The organism is Enterobacter sp. 118C5 (genome assembly GCF_034107645.1).
Taxonomy (GTDB): Bacteria; Pseudomonadota; Gammaproteobacteria; order Enterobacterales; family Enterobacteriaceae; genus Enterobacter; species Enterobacter nematophilus.
In genome coordinates this window covers 60,057-78,671 of sequence record NZ_JAWNEU010000003.1, presented here as the reverse complement: position 1 = coordinate 78,671, position 18,615 = coordinate 60,057, and the positions used below count along the sequence as shown (strand labels likewise).

Below are 18,615 nucleotides of genomic sequence, written 5' to 3'. Positions count from 1 at the left end.
TACCCACAAAAAACCCCGCTTTCGCGGGGTTTTGTTTATCAGTACAGGTGACCAATATTGACGATGGTGCTGACGGTATCGCCGAAGAAGGTCAGGCGGCTGAGCACCACGCCCACCAGCAGGAGCACAAACACCACTTTCTGCATCGGCTGTCGCTTCAGCGACAACGCGCCCCCCACAATGCAGCACAGCAGGCTGCCCAGATAGAGCGGCGAGCTTAACCAGGCGTGAGCGGTCATCTTCATGATGGTGCCGCCGCTGAGCCACATCACCGGCGCGGCAATCAGCAGCGCCATCAGGGCGACAATCCCCTGGCGCAGCGCGGCGTTAGATGCTTTCAGCCCGAGCAGCGGCGTGGCGGCACAGCCCATCACCCATACCGTCGCAAAGAACAGCATCATGGTGATGCCGTTGGCAATAGCCTGCATCGCCGGTGCCGCATAGGTCATCCCCTGCACCACCACCAGCAGGATCCCGAACAGGGACGCCAGCAGCGCCGCGCCTTTGTTTCCCTTACTCAGGAAGGCCAGCCCAATCATGGCGCCGTAGAGGGTCGCGCCCAGAATTTCGCGGCTCAGCCAGGCATGTTTCAGGTTAATCAACGCGTTGTAAGCATGTTCCGGGTGCGCCAGATGCAGCACCGCGGCGACGGAGGCCACGCCCAGAATCAGCCCGGTAATCAGCCAGTGAAGGCGGGTGCCATGCACTTCACCACGCAGCGTGCGCCAGGTCAGGAGCAGCGTCATCCCGACGGACATCTGGCTCAGCACGGTAAAGATAACGAGCGGTATTTCATACTTTTCCATTATTTATCCCCCGGCTGTTTTGGCTGACGGGCCAGAATGAAGCGCGTACCCGGATTAAGCTGAGGCATCTTCGGGAAGCCCGGCGGATACTGCACGGCATTGTTCGGCAGCGGGTCGGCATCCAGATCGATAATGGTCAGCGCGCCGACCGGACACGCGTTCACGCAGGCCGGGGCCATACCGATATCCAGACGTTCATAGCACATGCTGCACTTCTCAGCCTTTTGCGTCTCTTCGTTGAAGCGCGGCGCGCCGTACGGGCAGTTGCGGATGCAGTTTTTACAGCCGATGCAGCGCTCAGGGTTATGCACCACCACGCCGTCATCGCGTTTGGTGTAGGCTTCCACCGGGCACGCCGCCAGACAGGCCGGGTTTTCACAGTGGTTACAGGCCAGCGAGAAAAACGCGCGCTCCTCATGTGGATAAATTTCTTTATCCAGAGGATAGACATAGCGCCAGAAGCGATCCGGCTCAAGCTGGTTAAAGCTCTTGCAGGCCATGGCGCATCCGCGGCAGCCAATACATTTATCACTGTTCACTAAAAATGCGCGTCTCATGCGTCTGCTCCTTCATTCGCGATAAGGGCAATGTCGACAAACTGGCTGTGGATCGCCGCGCCAGGCGCGCCGGTTGCCATCTTGCCCATATCGGCTGGCGTATCTTTTACGACGTTCTGCACGTTGTACTTAAGCTTGTTAAACCAGGACTCATACATGACCAGGAAATCTTCCGGCACGTTGGTGGTGATCTTCGCCCGCAGCTCCACTTCGCCCACCTCGTTAAACACGCGGACTTTCGCCAGCTCGCGGATGCCCTTCTTCTGCGCGGCGGCTGGGTGGATATAGACAAACGGCTCCGGCCAGAAGACCTGCATCCAGTCGAGGTTGACGAACTGCGAGTGAAGGCCGTACTGCAAATGCGGGGTGAAGAGATGGAACGGCAGCTTGCCCTCCGCGGCCGGCATATACTCCGGTAGCGCTTTATGGCCGTTCTTTTCACACAGCTCGGAGAGGAACTCATACTTGCCCGATGGCGTTTTAAACTTGCGGTCGTGCCAGGCGGCAGAACTGACCATTTTGGCTTTCACCGGCCCGTCCAGCAGATCGTCCCATGAGCGAATGCCAAACTGCTTCGCCATGCCCTCATTGAACTCCAGGTCGAGCCATTTTTTCTGGTCAATGTCCTGCGGGAAGGTACAGGAGCCCGGCTCCATTTTATTGATGGTGCGCGAGAGCAGCACGGCAATATCCAGATCGCTCTTGCATTCGTACATCGGTTTAATGGCCGGTTCATTCACCGAAAGCCAGTAGTGCCAGTAAGACGACGACAGGTTCCAGTGCTCAAAGGTGGTGGTCACCGGCAGCACGATATCGGCATGCTGCACCGTCTCGTTGAAGAACTGATCGACGCAGACCACCATCTCCAGCTTGCTGAAGGCTTTTTCCATTTTGTTGCGGTCAAAGTCCTGGGCAAACGGGTTCTTGCATGCCACCCACAGCATGCGAATGGGCGGATCGTTGGCATCAAGAATGCTCTGCGCGGTCTGGTTCAGGTTCAGCGCGCGGTCGGAATAGTGGCTCTTTTCGCCGCTGTCGCTGACGAACTCCCCTACCGGGCCGCTTTCGCCCACCATGCCAACAGATCCGGCCGGTGGCTTCTGCGTCATCGCATGATAGTTATAGCCCCAGGTCTGCAGATGGCCGTAGCGGGCACCGCCGCCTTCCACACCGATGTTGCCGGTCATGGCAACAAAGGCGTCAATGGCGCGCACGTTCGCCCCGCCGTTGACGTGGCGCTGCATCCCGTAGCCGATCCAGACGGTGGCAGGTTTTACCGCGGTAAACTCTTCCGCCAGCTGGTGAATTACGTCTACCGACAGACCACAGATTTCAGACGCCCACTCAACGGTGATGTTGCTGCGCAGATACTGCTCGAATTCCGGGAAGCCGTGCGCAAAGTTGTTCACAAACTCCTGGTCGACGCGGCCGATATCCAGCAGGTGGCGCGCCATTCCCAGCGCCAGCGCACCGTCTGAGCCGGGGCGCACGCGCAGGTACAGATCGGCTTTGGCGGCGGTTTGCGAGAACAGCGGATCGATGACCACCACTTTCGCCCCTTTCTCACGCGCCTGATAGATGTACTTCATGGTGTGCATGGAGCACCACGCCGGGTTTGCGCCCCAGATAATGATGTATTTGGCTTTCACCATATCTTCCGGGTCGTTACACCACATGTCGCCCATGTCGTAGTGCTGGGCATCGATCCCTGCCGGCCAGCATGGCGTACCGGCAAAGCGCGTGGTGTAACCGAGAGAAGACATCATCCCCTCCACGGCATAGCTCATTACGCCGAGGTTGCCGGAGTATTTCGACAGCGCCAGGCCGAGCATAGATCCGTCTTTCTTTTTAATCTCCAGCATCTTGCTGGCAATGCGCTGCATGGCCTCATCCCAGGAGATGCGACGCCATTTACCGCTGCCGCGACCGTCCTGAATCATCGGGTATTTGATACGGTCCGGGGAGTAGACCCGGCGCGGGTAGGTCAGCCCCTTCACACACGGCGCGCCGTGCGTAAACGTGGACTCGCTTGCCCCGTCGACGAAGGTGATTACGTCATCTTTGACCCAGGTTTTTAAGCTGCAGGTGTCGTAGCAGTTACGCGGGCAAGCGTTACGGAAAATTTTGTAGGTTTTCGGGTTAAACGGAATGGGGGGCTGTGCCAGGGCACATCGGGAGGATAATAGTCCGCCGGGTAATGCGGCGACGGTACCCAGCGCAATCAGTCCTTTTAAAAAGGAGCGCCGGTTTAGCTGCCCTTTATCAATACTCATAATATTACTCTCGTTTTTAATTCATCAAACCAATTAGTCAGCTGCGACGCGAGACATTTCATTGCGGATGTTTTTGCACAATCATTTATTTTTGCGATAAACGCAGGGAGCCATAATTCGAGATGGCCGCGCACAAAGCGGGTGAGTGCATCATGATATTGCGGCGAATGTCTGGCATGCACGGAGAGCATCACCGCCAGCTCCATTTCATAGCTGATGTGATCGTCGGGAACGCTATTCTCCTCCGTCACGAACAGCCCAATGCTTTGCAGGAATTCGCGCACGCTCAGCGTTGTGGCCCCCATCAGCAGCGGCTCCTCGTCAAGGTAAACCGAGGCATAAGGCGGCGCCAGCAGCGTCGCAGGGCCGACAAACAGGGCGTTGAAGTCATACTCAACCTCTAACGCCTCATCCTGCTGCCAGGCTTCACTTTCAGGGAATAAAAGGTGTAACGAGGCGCATCGCGATGTCATGTCTGCCGCGTTAAAGAAATCACGAAACGTCAACCCCTTTATTTCAAAGGGGGTTAACGCCTCATATATTGAAGAGGTGAATATATCTTTATCATTCATGTTAAATATAAATATTTATCGACACAAAAAACGACGAGATATTATCAGCAGGCTCATTAATTTCTTTGATCGAAGCAGGTAATTAACGCATGAAGTGGTCAATAACGAGGATAATTGAGGGTAAAAAAAATCTAAAAAAAAAGCCACCTCATAAAGAGGTGGCTAGTGCAGGTATCGTCTTACTTTCTTTTATTATGCGGTTTTGGCGCGGATCAGATAATCAAACGCGCTCAGGGACGCTTTTGCACCTTCCCCAGTGGCGATGATGATCTGCTTGTACGGCACGGTGGTGCAGTCGCCCGCGGCAAATACGCCCTTCACGCTGGTTTCGCATTTCGCATCAATAATGATCTCGCCCATGCGGTTGCGCTCAATCGCGCCTTCCAGCCAGGTGGTGTTCGGCAGCAGGCCAATTTGTACGAAGATCCCCGAAAGCTGAACGCTATGAACGTCGCCGCTTACGCGGTCACGGTACTCCAGGCCGGTCACTTTGCTGCCGTCGCCCTTCACTTCCGTGGTCTGCGCGTTCAGCACGATGTCGACGTTTTTCAGGCTGCGAACTTTATCCTGCAGAACCTGGTCAGCCTTCATCTCTGGCGCGAACTCCAGCAGCGTCACGTGCTCAACAATTCCTGCCAGGTCGATAGCCGCTTCCACTCCGGAGTTACCGCCACCGATCACCGCCACGCGTTTGCCTTTAAACAGCGGGCCGTCGCAGTGCGGGCAGTAGGTCACACCTTTGGTGCGGTACTGATCTTCGCCCGGCACGTTCATGTTGCGCCATTTCGCACCGGTGGCAACGATCACGCTGCGCGCTTTCAGCACCGCGCCAGAAGCGGTTTCAATCTGATGTAACCCCCCTTCCACCGCCGCCGGAACCAGCTTGCTGGCGCTCTGGCTGTCGATCACGTCCACTTCGTAGTCGCTGACGTGCGCCTTCAGCGCGCCCGCCAGCTTCTGGCCTTCGGTTTTCGGCACGGAAATATAGTTTTCGATGTCCACGGTATCCAGCACCTGGCCGCCGAAGCGTTCGCCCATCAGGCCGGTCCGGATCCCTTTACGTGCGGAGTAAACCGCTGCTGCCGCACCCGCCGGGCCGGAGCCAACAATCAGCACGTCGTATGCATCGCGCTGGTTCAGCTCTTCCGCCGCGCGTTTTTCTGCGCCGGTATCTACTTTGGCAACGATTTCGGTCAGCGTCATGCGGCCCTGGCCGAATTCCTGACCATTCAGATACACCGCCGGAACGCCCATTACGTTGCGCTCGGTGATTTCGTTCTGGAACGTACCGCCGTCAATCGCCGTGTGCTTAATGCGCGGGTTCAGAACCGACATCAGGTTCAGCGCCTGCACCACGTCCGGGCAGTTGTGGCAGGAGAGCGAGTAATAGGTTTCAAACTCAAAATCACCGTCGATATCGCGGATCTGCTCCAGCAGCGCCTGCGCTTCTTTAGACGGATGACCGCCGGTCCACAGCAGCGCCAGCACCAGCGAGGTAAATTCATGACCCAGCGGAGAGCCGGCAAAGCGCGGCCCCTGGTCAGAGCCTGGGTTGGCGATCAGGAAAGAAGGCTTACGGACGGCAAGCGTATTGTCTTCTTTGAAAGTCACCTTCGGTGACAGTTCAGCAATCTCTGCCAGCAGTTCCTTGATCTCTGCCGATTTTGCGCTGTCGTCCAGCGTGGCAATCAGCTCAACGGGTTTGGTCAGTTTCTCAAGGTAGGCCTTGAGCTGGGTTTTCATCGTAGTGTCGAGCATGGTTCTTCCCTCTCTTAAGACGTCATCATGCAAGCTGCCTTATAAGGGCGGCCTGAATGCAACTTGCATCATGGTGCTGAAATGAAATGGGCGCGGGGGGCGCCCATTGATTGCCGGGTGGCACTTCGTTTACCCGGCCTACGATACTGTAGGCCTGTGCAAGCGCAGCGCCGCCAGGCTTTACAGACTTAAATCTTACCGACCAGATCTAAAGATGGAGCCAGAGTCGCTTCGCCTTCTTTCCATTTCGCCGGGCACACTTCACCTGGGTGAGAAGCCACGTACTGAGCCGCTTTCACTTTACGCAGCAGGTCAGAAGCATCACGGCCGATACCTTCAGCGGTAACTTCGATAGCCTGGATAATGCCCTGCGGGTCAACCACGAAGGTTGCACGGTCGGCCAGGCCTTCATCTTCACGCATGTTGTCGAAGTTACGGGTCAGGGCGCCAGTCGGGTCGCCGATCATCGCGTATTTAATTTTCGCGATGGTTTCAGAGCTGCTGTGCCACGCTTTGTGGGTGAAGTGGGTATCGGTAGAGACAGAGTAAACGTCTACGCCCAGCTTCTGCAGTTCTTCGTAGTGGTCTGCCACGTCACCCAGTTCGGTCGGGCAAACAAAGGTGAAGTCAGCAGGATAGAAGAAGAACACGCTCCAGCGGCCTTCGGTATCTTTCTCAGTGACTTCAATGAATTCACCGTTTTTGAACGCCTGGTTTTTGAAAGGTTTAATTTTGGTATTAATCAAAGACATCTGTACTTCCTCCGTGTTTTCGTTGAGATGTAAGGTAACCAACTTTCTTCATCGGGGCTAATGCGTATGCTTTATCAAATCAATCAGCCAAACCTAACAACATCAACAAGACAGTAAGGTGAACCTTTTAAAGGAAACGCCAAAAGTAAAAAGGCCGCCTCGACGGGCGGCCCTGATACCTGAATTCCCCGCAGGTACATTCAGTGCCAGCCGAAGCTGGCGTTGCGTTGCGCTCTACAACCCTTAATATCAAGGCGGTAACAGCGGTTTGATTACACCACCCGTGCAGAGATTGAGCAATCCATAACAGAGGCATTTCTGCCTATGGCTGTGATAGGCAGTATCGAACATCATTTCGAGGCGTTATAAATTTATTTTTATGATAAAAATACCTCAATATATAAATGACAATTGTCATTTAAGCGTTTCACCCCTTCTTTAAGATAAAATTATCTTAATCATCTTTGAAGCGCTATTTTAATAATCTGACGTCGTGATATATTAAGGTGAGTTTAATTTAAAATTAAGAGAGTTAACCGAAAGGATTGTAAATGGTTAGCTTCAAACTATAGTTATCAGTGATGTGATAACCACAGCAAACACGACATCATCAGGACGAAACATGGCAAATCTCTACGACCTCAAGAAATTCGACCTCAACCTGCTCGTCATTTTTGAGTGCATTTATCAACATCTGAGTATCAGTAAAGCGGCCGAGACGCTCTATATTACACCTTCCGCGGTAAGCCAGTCACTGCAGCGTTTGCGCGGGCAGCTCAACGATCCGTTGTTTATTCGTTCAGGTAAGGGGATTACGCCGACTACGGTTGGCGTCAATCTGCATCATCATCTTGAACAAAACCTGAATCAGCTTGAGCAGACCATCAACATCATGCACAGCAGCGGGTTAAAGAAGAACTTTGTCATTTACTGCCCGCAGTTTATGACGCCCAAAATTATGCTGGGTCCAATGCAAATTTTGATGGAAAAGCATAACTACCAAATTGAGCTTCATGATGTTTTTCTCGCCCCAGATTCAGCAGAAGATCTGTTAGCCTACCGTAAAGCAGACCTGGTTTTCTCCTTCTCATCTCTCAACAGTCGTTCTATCGCCTGCAGTCTGTTCTATGAAATGTCTTTTACGCTTGTTTGCCGTGCGGATCATCCCCGTATTGGTCAGAGCGCAACACTTGAGGAACTCCTTAAAGAAGACTTCACGGCATTTTTAAGTGATGAACTAAGCGTTAAAAACTATCAGGAAAGCGCAGAGAAAGTCCTTCCAGAACGTAACATTGTATTTCGTAGTGATTCATTTATTTCTCTGCTGTCAATGATCAGCTGTACCGATATAATTGGTCTTGCTCCTACACCAGCATTCGATCAGTATGGCGCGTCGTTAAATTTACGGAAGATTGAAACAACATTAGTCCTCCCTTCCATCCAAATATTTATGATGTACAACCGCTCGGCATTGAATAGCTCGGCGTTTTCAAGCTTTATTGAAGAGCTATCTTTGCATCGATAATGGTGACTGGCTGAATTCACATTCAGCCAACACATTCTAACGCATTCATAATAATTATATTTTAATGAATTTATACAATTTATTTCCTGATGTGATTATCAGCTAATAGTATTCTCTTCTTACATATTTACTTAACGACCCGATTTGAATACTCAGGAAGAGGATAATCATGTCTATTTATAAGCTTCCGCTGGATAAAAATGTCCTCTGTGCAGCCCAGGAACGCATCGCATGGACGCTCGAAAACCTATCCAGAGTGTGTGTCTCTTTTTCAGGGGGTAAAGACTCCACCGTCATGCTGCATCTGGTTGCCCTTCGGGCGCGACAGATGAAAACAAAAATAGATGTGCTGTTTATCGACTGGGAAGCGCAATTTTCTTATACCATCGCCCACGTTGAACATATGCGCGAATTATACAGCGACGTCATTGACCATTTCTGGTGGGTGGCCCTCCCCCTGACGACGCAAAATTCTCTTTCGCAATTTCAGCCGGAATGGCAATGCTGGGAACCGGGCGCCCGGTGGGTTCGCCAACCTCCAGAAGATGCAGTTACCGATCCCGCCTTTTTTCCTTTCTACCAGCCAGGCATGACGTTTGAAGTCTTCGTTCGCAGTTTCTCCGACTGGTATTCACGCAATCGCCCGGCGGCCGTGCTAATTGGTATTCGTGCCGATGAATCTTACAACCGCTTTCTGGCTATCGCTTCAGCGCGGAAGCAGCGTTTTGCCGACGACAAACCCTGGACAACCGTCGCGCCGGGGGGACATGCCTGGTATATCTATCCTCTTTACGACTGGAAAACCGCCGATATCTGGACCTGGTTCGCCAAATCGGGGTGTTGCTATAACGCCCTGTATGACCTGATGTTTCAGGCAGGCGTGCCGCCCCGCTACATGCGCATCTGCGAGCCCTTTGGCCCGGAGCAGCGTCAGGGGTTATGGCTCTACCACATTGTGGAGCCTGAACGCTGGGCGAATATGTGTGAACGCGTAAGCGGCGTGCGCAGCGGGGGAATTTATGCTGGTCACGATAATCATTTCTATGGTCACAGGAAAATCCTGAAGCCCGAGCACCTTTGCTGGCGTGGATACGCCATGCTGCTGCTCGACAGCATGCCGCAAAATACGGCCGAACATTACCGCAATAAAATCGCCGTTTATCTGCACTGGTATCAAAAGAGAGGCATGGAGGATATTCCCGATACCCAGGAAGGCGATATCGGTGCCAAAGACATTCCCTCATGGCGCCGTATTTGTAAGGTTTTACTGAATAACGACTACTGGTGCAGAGCACTGTCATTCAGCCCAAACAAACCCAAACATTATCAACGCTACAGCGACAGAGTGAAGGCTAAACGCAAGGAGTGGGGCATTTTATGCGACAAAGAATAATCAACGACATCGAAACATATCTTCAGTCTCTCCCCGAAGAGGACAGAATTAACGCCATTAATGCCTTTCGCCTGGCGCTGCACAAAAATAGCCCGTTTTACGATCAGCCCATCGACTGCGTACTGTGGATCAAACAGGACGCCATTACCGCCAACGATTACAATCCCAATAATGTGGCCCCACCGGAAAAACGGCTGCTCAGCAAGTCGCTGGAGCTTGATGGATTCACCCAGCCTATTGTTGTGACCGAAAGCGAACCGCAACATTACGAAATTGTGGATGGATTTCATCGTCATGAAATTGGCACAAGTCGGGCTGCGTTGAAGCGTAAGCTCAGAGGTTACCTGCCCGTCACCTGCCTGCGCCAGGACCGGCAGAATAAACATGACCGCATGGCCGCCACCATTCGGCACAACCGGGCGCGCGGGCGACACCAAATCAACGCCATGTCCGAAATCGTTCGGGAACTTGCGCAGCTTGGCTGGAGCAATGAGAGAATTGGCGAAGAGCTCGGGATGGACAGCGATGAGGTGTTGCGTCTCAAACAAATCAACGGCCTGCTGGAGCTGTTTGCAGACCGCCGTTACTCTGAAGCCTGGACGGTAAAATAATCAGAGCGTGTTCAGACGCTCCGCCGCGGCCAGCAGCGTCGATTCCTGCTTCGCAAAGCAGAGGCGGATCAGCTTATGCGGGAAGGGATCGGCGCAGAATACCGACAGCGGAATGGCGGCCACGCCGACCTCTTTCGTCAGCCACTGGCAGAAACTGACATCATCCAGATCGGAAATGGCGCTGTAATCCGCCAGCAGGAAGTAGGTTCCTTCAGACGGCAAAATTTCCAGGCGACTTTGGCCCAGCGCCGTCACGAACAGATCCCGTCGAGCACGGTAAAAATCCGGCAGGTCGCGATAGTGCTCGGGTTCAGCGCGCAGCATATCCGCCAGCGCCAGCTGAGCAGGGGTATTCACGGCAAACGTCAGGTACTGGTGCACCTTACGCAGCTCGGCGCTGATGGCGGCGGGGGCCACGCAGTACCCCACCTTCCAGCCGGTCATATGGTAGGTTTTACCGAATGACGACACGGCAATAGCCCGCTCGCGCAGCTGCGGATGGGCCAGCACGCTGGCGTGTCCTTCTTTCGCGAAGCAGATGTGCTCATACACCTCGTCGCTCAGGACATAAATTTCACGCTCCGCAATCGCCTGCCACAGCGCGGCAAAATCGGCCTTTTGCCAGACCGTCGCCGACGGGTTGTGCGGCGTATTGAGAATAACCAGACGGGTTTTGTCACTCAGCAGCGCCGCGAACGCCTGCCAGTCAGGGCGGAAATGCGGCGGCTGAAGCGCCACGCGTTTCACCACGCCGCCGGAGAGCTCAACCGCTGGCGCGTAGCTGTCGTAGCTCGGTTCAAAGCAGATCACCTCATCGCCCGCACGCACCAGCGCGGTAATGGCCGCATACAGCGCTTCGGTCGCCCCTGCCGTCACCGTAATGTCGCTGTTCGCATCGGGCCTATAGCCGTACAGCTCCGCCGTTTTATCCGCAATGGCCTCCCGCAGCGCCTGCACGCCGGTCATCGGCGCATACTGGTTCGCCCCCTGCGCAACGTGGTACGCCAGGCGCTCCTGCAAATAGCCAGGCCCGTCAAAATCCGGGAACCCTTGCGAGAGGTTAATGGCGTTGTGCTGCTGCGCCAGGGCGCTCATCTGCGTAAAGATGGTGGTACCGAGACCGGGAAGTTTACTCTGCGGGATCAATGCGTTATTGCTCATTTTGTTGTGCCTGCTTGTAATACTTATGTTGCTGCCACTATAACACGATGTTAGTCTTTGGCAATCAAGACGCTTAGACGTCTATATGCTATAAATATTCCTGGCCGAGAGGGTAAAAGGAAATGACAGACAACCTGCAACTCACGCAACTGGTCGACGCCTGCCGCTGGATCGGCGCCAAAGGCTGGGCACCTGCCACCGGCGGCAACATGTCGGTGCGTCAGGACGAACGCCTCTGCTGGCTCAGCGAATCCGGCAAAGACAAAGGCAGCCTGACGACGGAGGATTTTCTGCAGGTTGAGATCGCCACCAGCCGCGCGCCGTCCGGTCGTAAACCGTCGGCGGAAACCGGGCTGCACACGCTGATCTATCGTCTGTTCCCGGAAGCCAACGCCGTCCTGCACGTTCATACCGTTAACGCCACGGTGCTCTCGCGTCTGGTCAAAGACGCCGAGCTGAATATCAGCGGTTTCGAGATGCAAAAATCGCTTACCGGGCAGACTACCCATCTGGATACGGTCGCCATCCCGGTATTTGATAACGACCAGGACATCAACGCCCTCGCCTCACGAATCGCCCATTACGCGCAGGAACGCCCGCTTAATTATGGTTTTCTTCTGCGCGGCCATGGCTTAACCTGCTGGGGACGCGACGTGGCCGAAGCCCGCCGTCATCTGGAAGGATTAGAGTTCTTATTTGAATGCGAAATGCGTTTACGACAACTGGAGAGAGTATGATTCGCGCGATTGTGACGGATATTGAAGGGACCACCAGCGATATTCGTTTTGTCCATGATGTTTTGTTTCCCTACGCGCGTGAGCGGCTGGCGGCCTTCGTGAGCGCCCAGCAGTACGCCGAGCCGGTGAAATCCATTCTGGACAATCTGCGCGAGGAAATCGGTAGCCCGCAGGCCAGCGTGAGCGAGCTTATCGACACCCTGTTTGCCTTTATGGATGAAGACCGCAAATCCACCGCGCTGAAAGCCCTGCAGGGCATCATCTGGCAGGAAGGTTACATCAACGGTGACTTTACCGGCCACCTCTACCCGGACGTTCTGCCTGCGCTGGAAAAGTGGAAAGCGCAGGGGATTGATCTCTATGTATATTCCTCTGGCTCCGTCGCCGCGCAGAAACTGTTATTTGGCTACAGCGACGAAGGTGATATTACTCATCTGTTCAGCGGCTATTTTGATACCCACATCGGCGCCAAGCGCGAGGTGCAGTCTTATCAGAACATTGCGGCTCAAACGGGCATCGCCCCGTCGCAGATCCTGTTCCTGTCCGATATTCATCAGGAGCTGGACGCGGCTGAACGGGCAGGCTTTCGCACCCTGCAGCTGATTCGCGGTGATGATGACGGCGCAAGCCATCACCATCAGGTCCACCAGTTTGACGAGATTAATCCGGAGCAGATCCCTTCATGAGCGCATTGACCATTTATTCCGATAAAGACGCCAGCCAGCACCAGTGGCACAGCACCGACGCCGCCGAGATTGCCCAACAGCTCAACGCTAAAGGCGTACGTTTTGAACGCTGGGACGCGGACCGCGATTTGGGACAGGATCCTGCGCCCGAAGCCGTGATCGCAGCGTATCAACATGCGATCGACAAGCTGGTGGCGGAGAAGGGCTACCAGAGCTGGGACGTCATCAGCCTGCGCGCCGACAACCCGCAAAAAGAAGCGCTGCGCGCGAAATTCCTCAACGAGCACACCCACGGCGAAGACGAAGTGCGCTTTTTCGTGGAAGGCGCGGGATTGTTCTGCCTGCACATTGGCGATGAAGTCTATCAGGTGCTTTGCGAGAAAAACGACCTGATCTCCGTGCCCGCAGGCACGCCCCACTGGTTTGATATGGGCTCAGAGCCGAACTTTACGGCGATTCGTATTTTCGACAATCCGGAAGGCTGGGTTGCTAAGTTTACGGGCGATGCGATCGCGGATGCCTATCCGCGCCTCGCATAATCTTTTCTCCCTTTCCCACAGGGAGAGGGCCGGGGTGAGGGCACCAGCGCGCTACGCGTTAAGCCCTTTCACGTACCCCACCAGCTGATCCAGCACAATCCCCCACCCTTCGTGGAAGCCCATCTGCTCGTGCTGCTCGCGAATTTCCTTCGTCGGGTGGCGCGCAATCGCCGTGTAGCGGGTTTTGCCCTCGCCCACATCCTCCAGCAGCAGGATCGCCGTCATAAACGGCTTCTCGGCCGGCTTCCAGCCTTCGGTATAGCCGTCGGTAAAGACCAGCTTTTTACCGGGATCGATTTCAAGAAACACGCCCCGGTTATCCATTCGCTGCCCGTCCACCTCAAACACGGTGTTGAACCGCCCGCCCACGCGCAGGTCGAGGTCGCACTCGGTCACCTTATGGGGAGCAGGAATGAAGAAGTTTTTGATGTGCTCGGGCGTGGTCCAGCAGAGCCACAGCAGGTCGCGCGGTGCATCCACCACGCGCTCCAGTTTTAAGTCTGTTTCAGGATCGAGCGTCACGATGTTGTCCTCTTAAGGGAACCCCTTAAAGGATAGCCGGACTCAGGCAAATTTCCCTTCTGCAACCTCCTGGGGCGTGACCACGCCCGTATCCAGCACCCAGCCGCTAATCAGCGAGGCAGGCGTGACGTCAAACGCCGGGTTATAGACCTGCGCGTCTTCCGGCGCCCACTGCACCGCGCCAAAGCTTCCGGCAACGCCCGTCACCTCGCTGGCGGCGCGCTGCTCAATGGGGATCGCGTCTCCGTTCGGGCAGTCCGGATCGAGTGTCGTTTGCGGAGCTGCCACGTAGAACGGAATGCCGTGGAACTTCGCCAGCACCGCCAGAGAATAGGTGCCAACCTTGTTCGCCACGTCGCCGTTGGCGGCGATACGGTCTGCCCCCACCCACACGGCGTCCACCTGCCCTTTCGCCATCAGGCTGGCGGCCATGGAGTCGGTAATCAGCTGATACGGCACGCCCAGCTCGCCGAGTTCCCACGCGGTTAGCCTGCCGCCCTGTAAGAGCGGACGGGTTTCATCCACCCAGACGCTGCTGACGTTACCCTCCTGATGCGCGCGGGCAATTACGCCCAGCGCCGTACCGACGCCCGCCGTTGCCAGCCCGCCGGTGTTGCAGTGGGTCAACAGACGGCTGCCGGGCTTCACCAGCGCGCTGCCCGCTTTTGCAATCGCCTCGCAAAGCCGTTTGTCTTCGTCAATCAGGCGCAGCGCTTCCGCGACCAGCGCCGGAACAAATTCTTCCTGCCACAGCGCCCGCTTCATGCGGTCGAGGTTGTTCATCAGGTTCACCGCCGTCGGGCGGGATGCGCGAAGCGTGTCCAGCGCCGCCGCAAGCTCGTCGCGGCTTTTGCCGTTTTCCGCCAGCAGCGCCAGCAGCAGGCTTGCAGAGAGACCAATCAGCGGCGCGCCGCGCACGCGCAGAGCGTGAATATGCCCAACCAGCGCTTCAACCGTCGAGGCATCCAGCCAGCGTTTCTCCTGCGGAAGCGCCTGCTGGTCGAGAATAAAGAGCTGATTATCCGCCACCCGCAGGCTGGTCGTCTGTAATGTCTGCATGTCGTTAATTCCCTGTTGCGTTGTTGTAGCACATTGTGTCAGGATGAAATCCAGATGTATAGACGTCTACATGTCTTAATAAGTAAAACTCGTGAGGAGCAGGCCATGTCGCAATACCGTACCTTTACCGCTCAGGACGCCGTGGAGTATGCCAGGCAGTTTGGCGGACTTGACGATCCTTCATCGCTGGTAGAGGCGCAGGAGGTAGGCGACGGCAACCTCAATCTGGTCTTTAAAATTTTTGACGGCGCGGGCGTGAGCCGCATCATCGTTAAGCAGGCGCTGCCCTACGTGCGCTGCGTCGGCGAGTCCTGGCCGCTGACGCTGGATCGCGCTCGCCTTGAAGCGCAAACCCTGGTTGAGCACTACCAGCACAGCCCGCAGCACACCGTGAAAATCCACCACTTTGACCCGGAACTGGCGGTGATGGTAATGGAAGATCTCTCCAGCCATCGCATCTGGCGCGGCGAGTTAATCAACAACATCTACTACCCGCAGGCGGCGCGCCAGCTGGGGGAATACCTCGCGCACGCGCTGTTCCACACCAGCGACTTCTACCTGCATCCGCACGAGAAAAAAGCGCAGGTGGCGAAGTTCATCAACCCGGAGATGTGCGAGATCACCGAAGATCTGTTCTTCAACGATCCGTACCAGGTCCACGAGCGCAACAGCTATCCGGCCGAGCTGGAAAAAGACGTAGCGGCCCTGCGCGACGACGCCCAGCTAAAAATTGCCGTGGCCTCTCTGAAGCACCGCTTCTTCTCACACGCCGAAGCCCTGCTGCACGGGGACATCCACAGCGGGTCGATTTTCGTGGCCGACGGCAGCCTGAAGGCCATCGACGCAGAGTTCGGCTACTTTGGGCCGATTGGCTTTGACGTCGGCACCGCCATCGGCAACCTGCTGCTGAACTTCTGCGGCCTGCCGGGGCATCTTGGCATTCGCGATGCCGCCGCCGCCCGCGAGCAGCGCCTGACCGATATTCAGGAGCTGTGGAACACCTTCGCGGAACGCTTCCAGGCGCTGGCAAACGAGAAAGCCCGCGACGCCGCGCTCAGCGCGCCGGGCTATGCCTCCGCGTTCCTGAAAAAGGTCTGGCACGACGCCATCGGCTTCTGCGGTACCGAATTAATTCGCCGCAGCGTCGGGCTTTCCCACGTCGCGGATATCGACAGCATCCAGGACGAGGCCATGCGCCACGAATGCCTGCGCCACGCGATAACGCTCGGGAAAGCGCTGATTGTGATTGCTGACCGCATCGACGGTGCGGAAGAGCTGGTGGCCAGGGTGCGGCAGTACAGCTGATTTTTCCCCTCTCCCCTTTGGGGAGAGGGTTAGGGTGAGGGGCATCAAACCGCACTCACCCCAAATACTCAATCACCGACAGCCCGCCGTTATAGTCCGTGCTGTAAATAATCCCCTGCGCATCCACAAACACGTCGCACGACTGGATCACATGCGGGCGATTCGGCCTCGTGTCCATCATCCTCTCCGGTGCCGCGGGCACCAGCGCCCCCGTTTCCACCGGGCGATACGGATTAGAAATGTCATACGCGCGCACGCCCGCGTTCTGATACGTCGCAAAAATCAGCGTCGAGCTGACGAAGCTCCCCGGCCGATTCTCGTGCAGGTTGTGCGGGCCAAAGTGCGCCCCTTTTGCCACGTAGTCGGTTTCATTCGGCTGCGGGAAGGTCGAAATGCTCACCGGGTTCGACGGCTCGCGGATGTCAAACAGCCAGATCAGCTTCTCGCCGTCCTGCTGGTTATCCAGCACCGCTTCGTCCAGCACCACCAGCAAATCGCGGTCCGGTAAGGGCAGCGCGGTGTGCGTCCCGCCGCCAAACGGCGGGCTCCAGTTGCGGTGGCTAATCAGCTTCGGCTGACTGCGGTCCTTCACGTCCAGCAGCGTCAGGCCGCCGTCGCGCCAGCTGCCGTAGGCGGTATCGCCCGCGATAATCGCGTGGTGCAGTGCGTAGCGTTTGCCTTCCGGCCAGTTGGGCTGTTCGCCTGCGGCCTGGTTCATCCCCGGCAGCCACCAGCGCCCCGCCACCTCGGGCTTACGCGGGTCCGCCAGGTCGATGGTCAGAAAAATGTAGTCGGTAAAGCCGTCGATCAGCGCCGACACGTACGCCCAGCGCCCGCCGACGTACCAGATGCGGTGAATGCCGATGCCGCTCAGCGACAGAAAGCCGATTTCGCGCGGCGCGTCCGGCGTGGAGATATCAAAGACGCGCAGCCCGGCGCTCCAGCCCCTGTCCTGCACGTCGCTGACGGTCTCCCCCACCTGGCGGGTGTAGTAGACCTTCTCGTCGGCAAAGCGGGCATCGGCAAACAGATCCCGTGCGTTAATCACCAGCAGCAGATCGTCATGCGCCTGTAAATGGACGTTCCAGGTGCCCGGCGGCGCGGGCACGTAGCCCGCCGCTTTCGGTTTTTTCGGGTCGCGCACGTCAACAATCGAAAAGCCCTGCGACACCATATGGCCGACATACGCGAAGCCGCGATGCACCATCAGCTGCACGCCGTCCGGGCGGCCGCCCTGGTCGCTATGGCCAATCAGCCGCATATTGCGGCTGTATTCTGGCGTGGGAAGGATGCTCATTTATTTTTTGCTTCCAGCGTCGCAAACCACGGCGCGATAAAATCTTCCGTCTGGCCCCAGCCAGGAATGATTTTCCCCAGCGACGCCACGTTCACCGCGCCCGGCTGGGCGGTCAGCAGCGCCTGCGGAATGGCTGCCGCTTTGAAATCGTAGGTTGCAGGCGTCGCTTCCCCGGCAATTTTGTTGGCTACCAGGCGCACGTTGGTCGCACCAATCAGCTTCGGATCCACCGCCACGCTCACTGCCCACGGGCTACCCGGCTCGCGCATCAGCTGTAAGTCCTGGTTGGAGATGTCGATGCTGTAGAGCTTGATCTCGGTGCGTCCGTTCTCTTTCAGCGCCTTATACGCGCCCTGGCTGAAGGCGTCCCAGGTGCCCCAGATGGCGTCGATTTTGCCTTTCGGGTATTTCGCCAGGATCGCGCCCACCTTGTTGGCGGTGTCGCCCTGCACGTCAGAGGAGACCGCGCCGATGGACTCCAGCTCTTTAATCTCCGGGTACTGCTTTTGCAATTCTTTATAGGCAGCCTGACGTCGCTCCATCGGCGGGAAGCCCGCCACCCACAGCTTGACGATATTCGCCTTGCCGTTGAAATCTTTTGCCAGCTGGCCGAAGGAGAGGTTCGTCAGGGAGGCATCGTCCTGCTGCGTCACGGTCACGCCCGGGCTCTCCCCATTAACGGCGGTATCAAACACGGCGACTTTAATCCCGGCATCCACCGCCTTCTTCACCAGCGCGGTGGAGTACGGATCGCGGCCCTGAGAGAGAATGATCCCGTCATACTTCTGGCTGATGGCCTGGTTAACGAAGTCCTGGAATTTGGCGTCGTCCCCGTTGCTCAAAAAGGTGCTGACCTTAAAGCCAAGCTTTTTCCCTTCCTGAATCGCCCCGGCAACAAACTGCGTGGTGTTGTCGTCCGAGCCGAGGTTACGGATCACCGCGATGCGGATCGGTCCGTCGTGGTTCGCAATGGCAGCCGGAACCGGCGCGGGCGTGGCCGCATGGCCCGGCAGAGCCGTGAGTAACCCCAGTGCCACCAAAGAGAGCGCAATCTTTTTCATT

At 56.3% G+C, this 18,615-nt stretch carries 18 protein-coding genes; 7 read left to right on the top strand and 11 right to left on the bottom strand.

The features are described 5' to 3' along the window. Positions 1–38 precede the first annotated feature (38 nt). The 6 genes from UTO39_RS07980 to ahpC all read right to left on the bottom strand — a co-directional run bounded on the left by UTO39_RS07980 (position 39) and on the right by ahpC (position 6,718). The gene (locus tag UTO39_RS07980; protein WP_320726921.1) at positions 39–806 is read right to left on the bottom strand and encodes a DmsC/YnfH family molybdoenzyme membrane anchor subunit; all 768 of its coding nucleotides are present in this window, start codon (positions 804–806) and stop codon (positions 39–41) included. After that, positions 806–1,363, bottom strand: coding sequence for a 4Fe-4S dicluster domain-containing protein (locus tag UTO39_RS07975; protein ID WP_080327917.1), 558 nt, complete (start codon positions 1,361–1,363; stop codon positions 806–808). The genes UTO39_RS07980 and UTO39_RS07975 overlap by 1 nt, the downstream gene beginning before the upstream one ends. After that, positions 1,360–3,636: a molybdopterin-dependent oxidoreductase gene (locus UTO39_RS07970; RefSeq protein WP_320726920.1), complete on the bottom strand. Its 2,277-nt coding sequence runs from the start codon at positions 3,634–3,636 to the stop codon at positions 1,360–1,362. Before UTO39_RS07970 ends, UTO39_RS07975 begins: the two co-directional genes overlap by 4 nt. Continuing rightward, positions 3,633–4,208 (bottom strand): molecular chaperone TorD family protein, encoded by a 576-nt coding sequence (locus UTO39_RS07965; RefSeq protein WP_320726919.1) that lies wholly within the window; start codon positions 4,206–4,208, stop codon positions 3,633–3,635. The genes UTO39_RS07970 and UTO39_RS07965 overlap by 4 nt, the downstream gene beginning before the upstream one ends. 192 nt (positions 4,209–4,400) lie before the next feature. After that, entirely contained in the window at positions 4,401–5,966 is a 1,566-nt protein-coding gene (gene ahpF / locus UTO39_RS07960; protein WP_320726918.1) for an alkyl hydroperoxide reductase subunit F, read from the bottom strand. A 188-nt stretch (positions 5,967–6,154) separates the two neighbouring features. Further along, complete coding sequence (ahpC, locus tag UTO39_RS07955) at positions 6,155–6,718, bottom strand: alkyl hydroperoxide reductase subunit C (protein ID WP_014882974.1); 564 nt, start codon at positions 6,716–6,718, stop codon at positions 6,155–6,157. A gap of 622 nt (positions 6,719–7,340) precedes the next feature. Between ahpC and citR the strand changes: the two genes are divergently transcribed. The 3 genes from citR (at position 7,341) to UTO39_RS07940 (ending at position 10,247) form a co-directional block, all read left to right on the top strand. Continuing rightward, entirely contained in the window at positions 7,341–8,243 is a 903-nt protein-coding gene (gene citR / locus UTO39_RS07950) for a DNA-binding transcriptional repressor CitR (RefSeq protein ID WP_266178542.1), read from the top strand. Between the two features lie 169 nt (positions 8,244–8,412). Then, positions 8,413–9,636, top strand: coding sequence for a phosphoadenosine phosphosulfate reductase (locus UTO39_RS07945; protein WP_320726917.1), 1,224 nt, complete (start codon positions 8,413–8,415; stop codon positions 9,634–9,636). After that, positions 9,621–10,247 carry a ParB/RepB/Spo0J family partition protein gene (locus UTO39_RS07940; RefSeq protein ID WP_320726916.1) on the top strand — a complete coding sequence of 209 codons (627 nt, stop codon included), beginning with the start codon at positions 9,621–9,623 and terminating at the stop codon, positions 10,245–10,247. The genes UTO39_RS07945 and UTO39_RS07940 overlap by 16 nt, the downstream gene beginning before the upstream one ends. On the opposite strand, the gene UTO39_RS07935 is transcribed toward UTO39_RS07940, so the two are convergent. Continuing rightward, on the bottom strand, positions 10,248–11,408 hold the full coding sequence (locus UTO39_RS07935; RefSeq protein ID WP_266178545.1) for a pyridoxal phosphate-dependent aminotransferase: 1,161 nt from the start codon (positions 11,406–11,408) through the stop codon (positions 10,248–10,250). It abuts the gene before it with no gap. 122 nt (positions 11,409–11,530) lie between these two features. On the opposite strand from UTO39_RS07935, the gene UTO39_RS07930 reads away from it, so the two are divergent. From UTO39_RS07930 to UTO39_RS07920, 3 genes are read left to right on the top strand one after another with little or no spacing between them, the layout of a single operon-like run. Further along, a complete protein-coding gene (locus UTO39_RS07930; RefSeq protein ID WP_320726915.1) occupies positions 11,531–12,145 on the top strand; it encodes a methylthioribulose 1-phosphate dehydratase in 615 nt (204 codons plus the stop codon). Beyond that, positions 12,142–12,831 (top strand): acireductone synthase, encoded by a 690-nt coding sequence (gene mtnC, locus UTO39_RS07925; RefSeq protein WP_320726914.1) that lies wholly within the window; start codon positions 12,142–12,144, stop codon positions 12,829–12,831. The genes UTO39_RS07930 and mtnC overlap by 4 nt, the downstream gene beginning before the upstream one ends. Further along, the gene (locus UTO39_RS07920; protein WP_320726913.1) at positions 12,828–13,370 is read left to right on the top strand and encodes an acireductone dioxygenase; all 543 of its coding nucleotides are present in this window, start codon (positions 12,828–12,830) and stop codon (positions 13,368–13,370) included. The genes mtnC and UTO39_RS07920 overlap by 4 nt, the downstream gene beginning before the upstream one ends. Positions 13,371–13,421: 51 nt before the next feature. Here UTO39_RS07920 and UTO39_RS07915 read toward each other — a convergent pair whose 3' ends face one another. Beyond that, positions 13,422–13,892, bottom strand: coding sequence for an SRPBCC family protein (locus tag UTO39_RS07915; RefSeq protein WP_023343575.1), 471 nt, complete (start codon positions 13,890–13,892; stop codon positions 13,422–13,424). Positions 13,893–13,934: 42 nt separating this feature from the next. Further along, a complete protein-coding gene (gene mtnA, locus UTO39_RS07910) occupies positions 13,935–14,951 on the bottom strand; it encodes an S-methyl-5-thioribose-1-phosphate isomerase (protein WP_320726912.1) in 1,017 nt (338 codons plus the stop codon). 105 nt (positions 14,952–15,056) lie between these two features. Here mtnA and mtnK point away from each other — a divergent pair, with 105 nt between their 5' ends. Further along, positions 15,057–16,256 (top strand): S-methyl-5-thioribose kinase, encoded by a 1,200-nt coding sequence (mtnK, locus tag UTO39_RS07905; RefSeq protein WP_253541200.1) that lies wholly within the window; start codon positions 15,057–15,059, stop codon positions 16,254–16,256. 55 nt (positions 16,257–16,311) lie between these two features. Here the strand turns inward: mtnK and UTO39_RS07900 are convergent, their stop codons facing one another. Both UTO39_RS07900 and UTO39_RS07895 read right to left on the bottom strand, forming a co-directional pair. Then, complete coding sequence (locus tag UTO39_RS07900; protein ID WP_320726911.1) at positions 16,312–17,553, bottom strand: LVIVD repeat-containing protein; 1,242 nt, start codon at positions 17,551–17,553, stop codon at positions 16,312–16,314. After that, positions 17,550–18,614 (bottom strand): sugar ABC transporter substrate-binding protein, encoded by a 1,065-nt coding sequence (locus tag UTO39_RS07895; RefSeq protein ID WP_320726910.1) that lies wholly within the window; start codon positions 18,612–18,614, stop codon positions 17,550–17,552. The genes UTO39_RS07900 and UTO39_RS07895 overlap by 4 nt, the downstream gene beginning before the upstream one ends. Position 18,615: the final 1 nt, after the last annotated feature.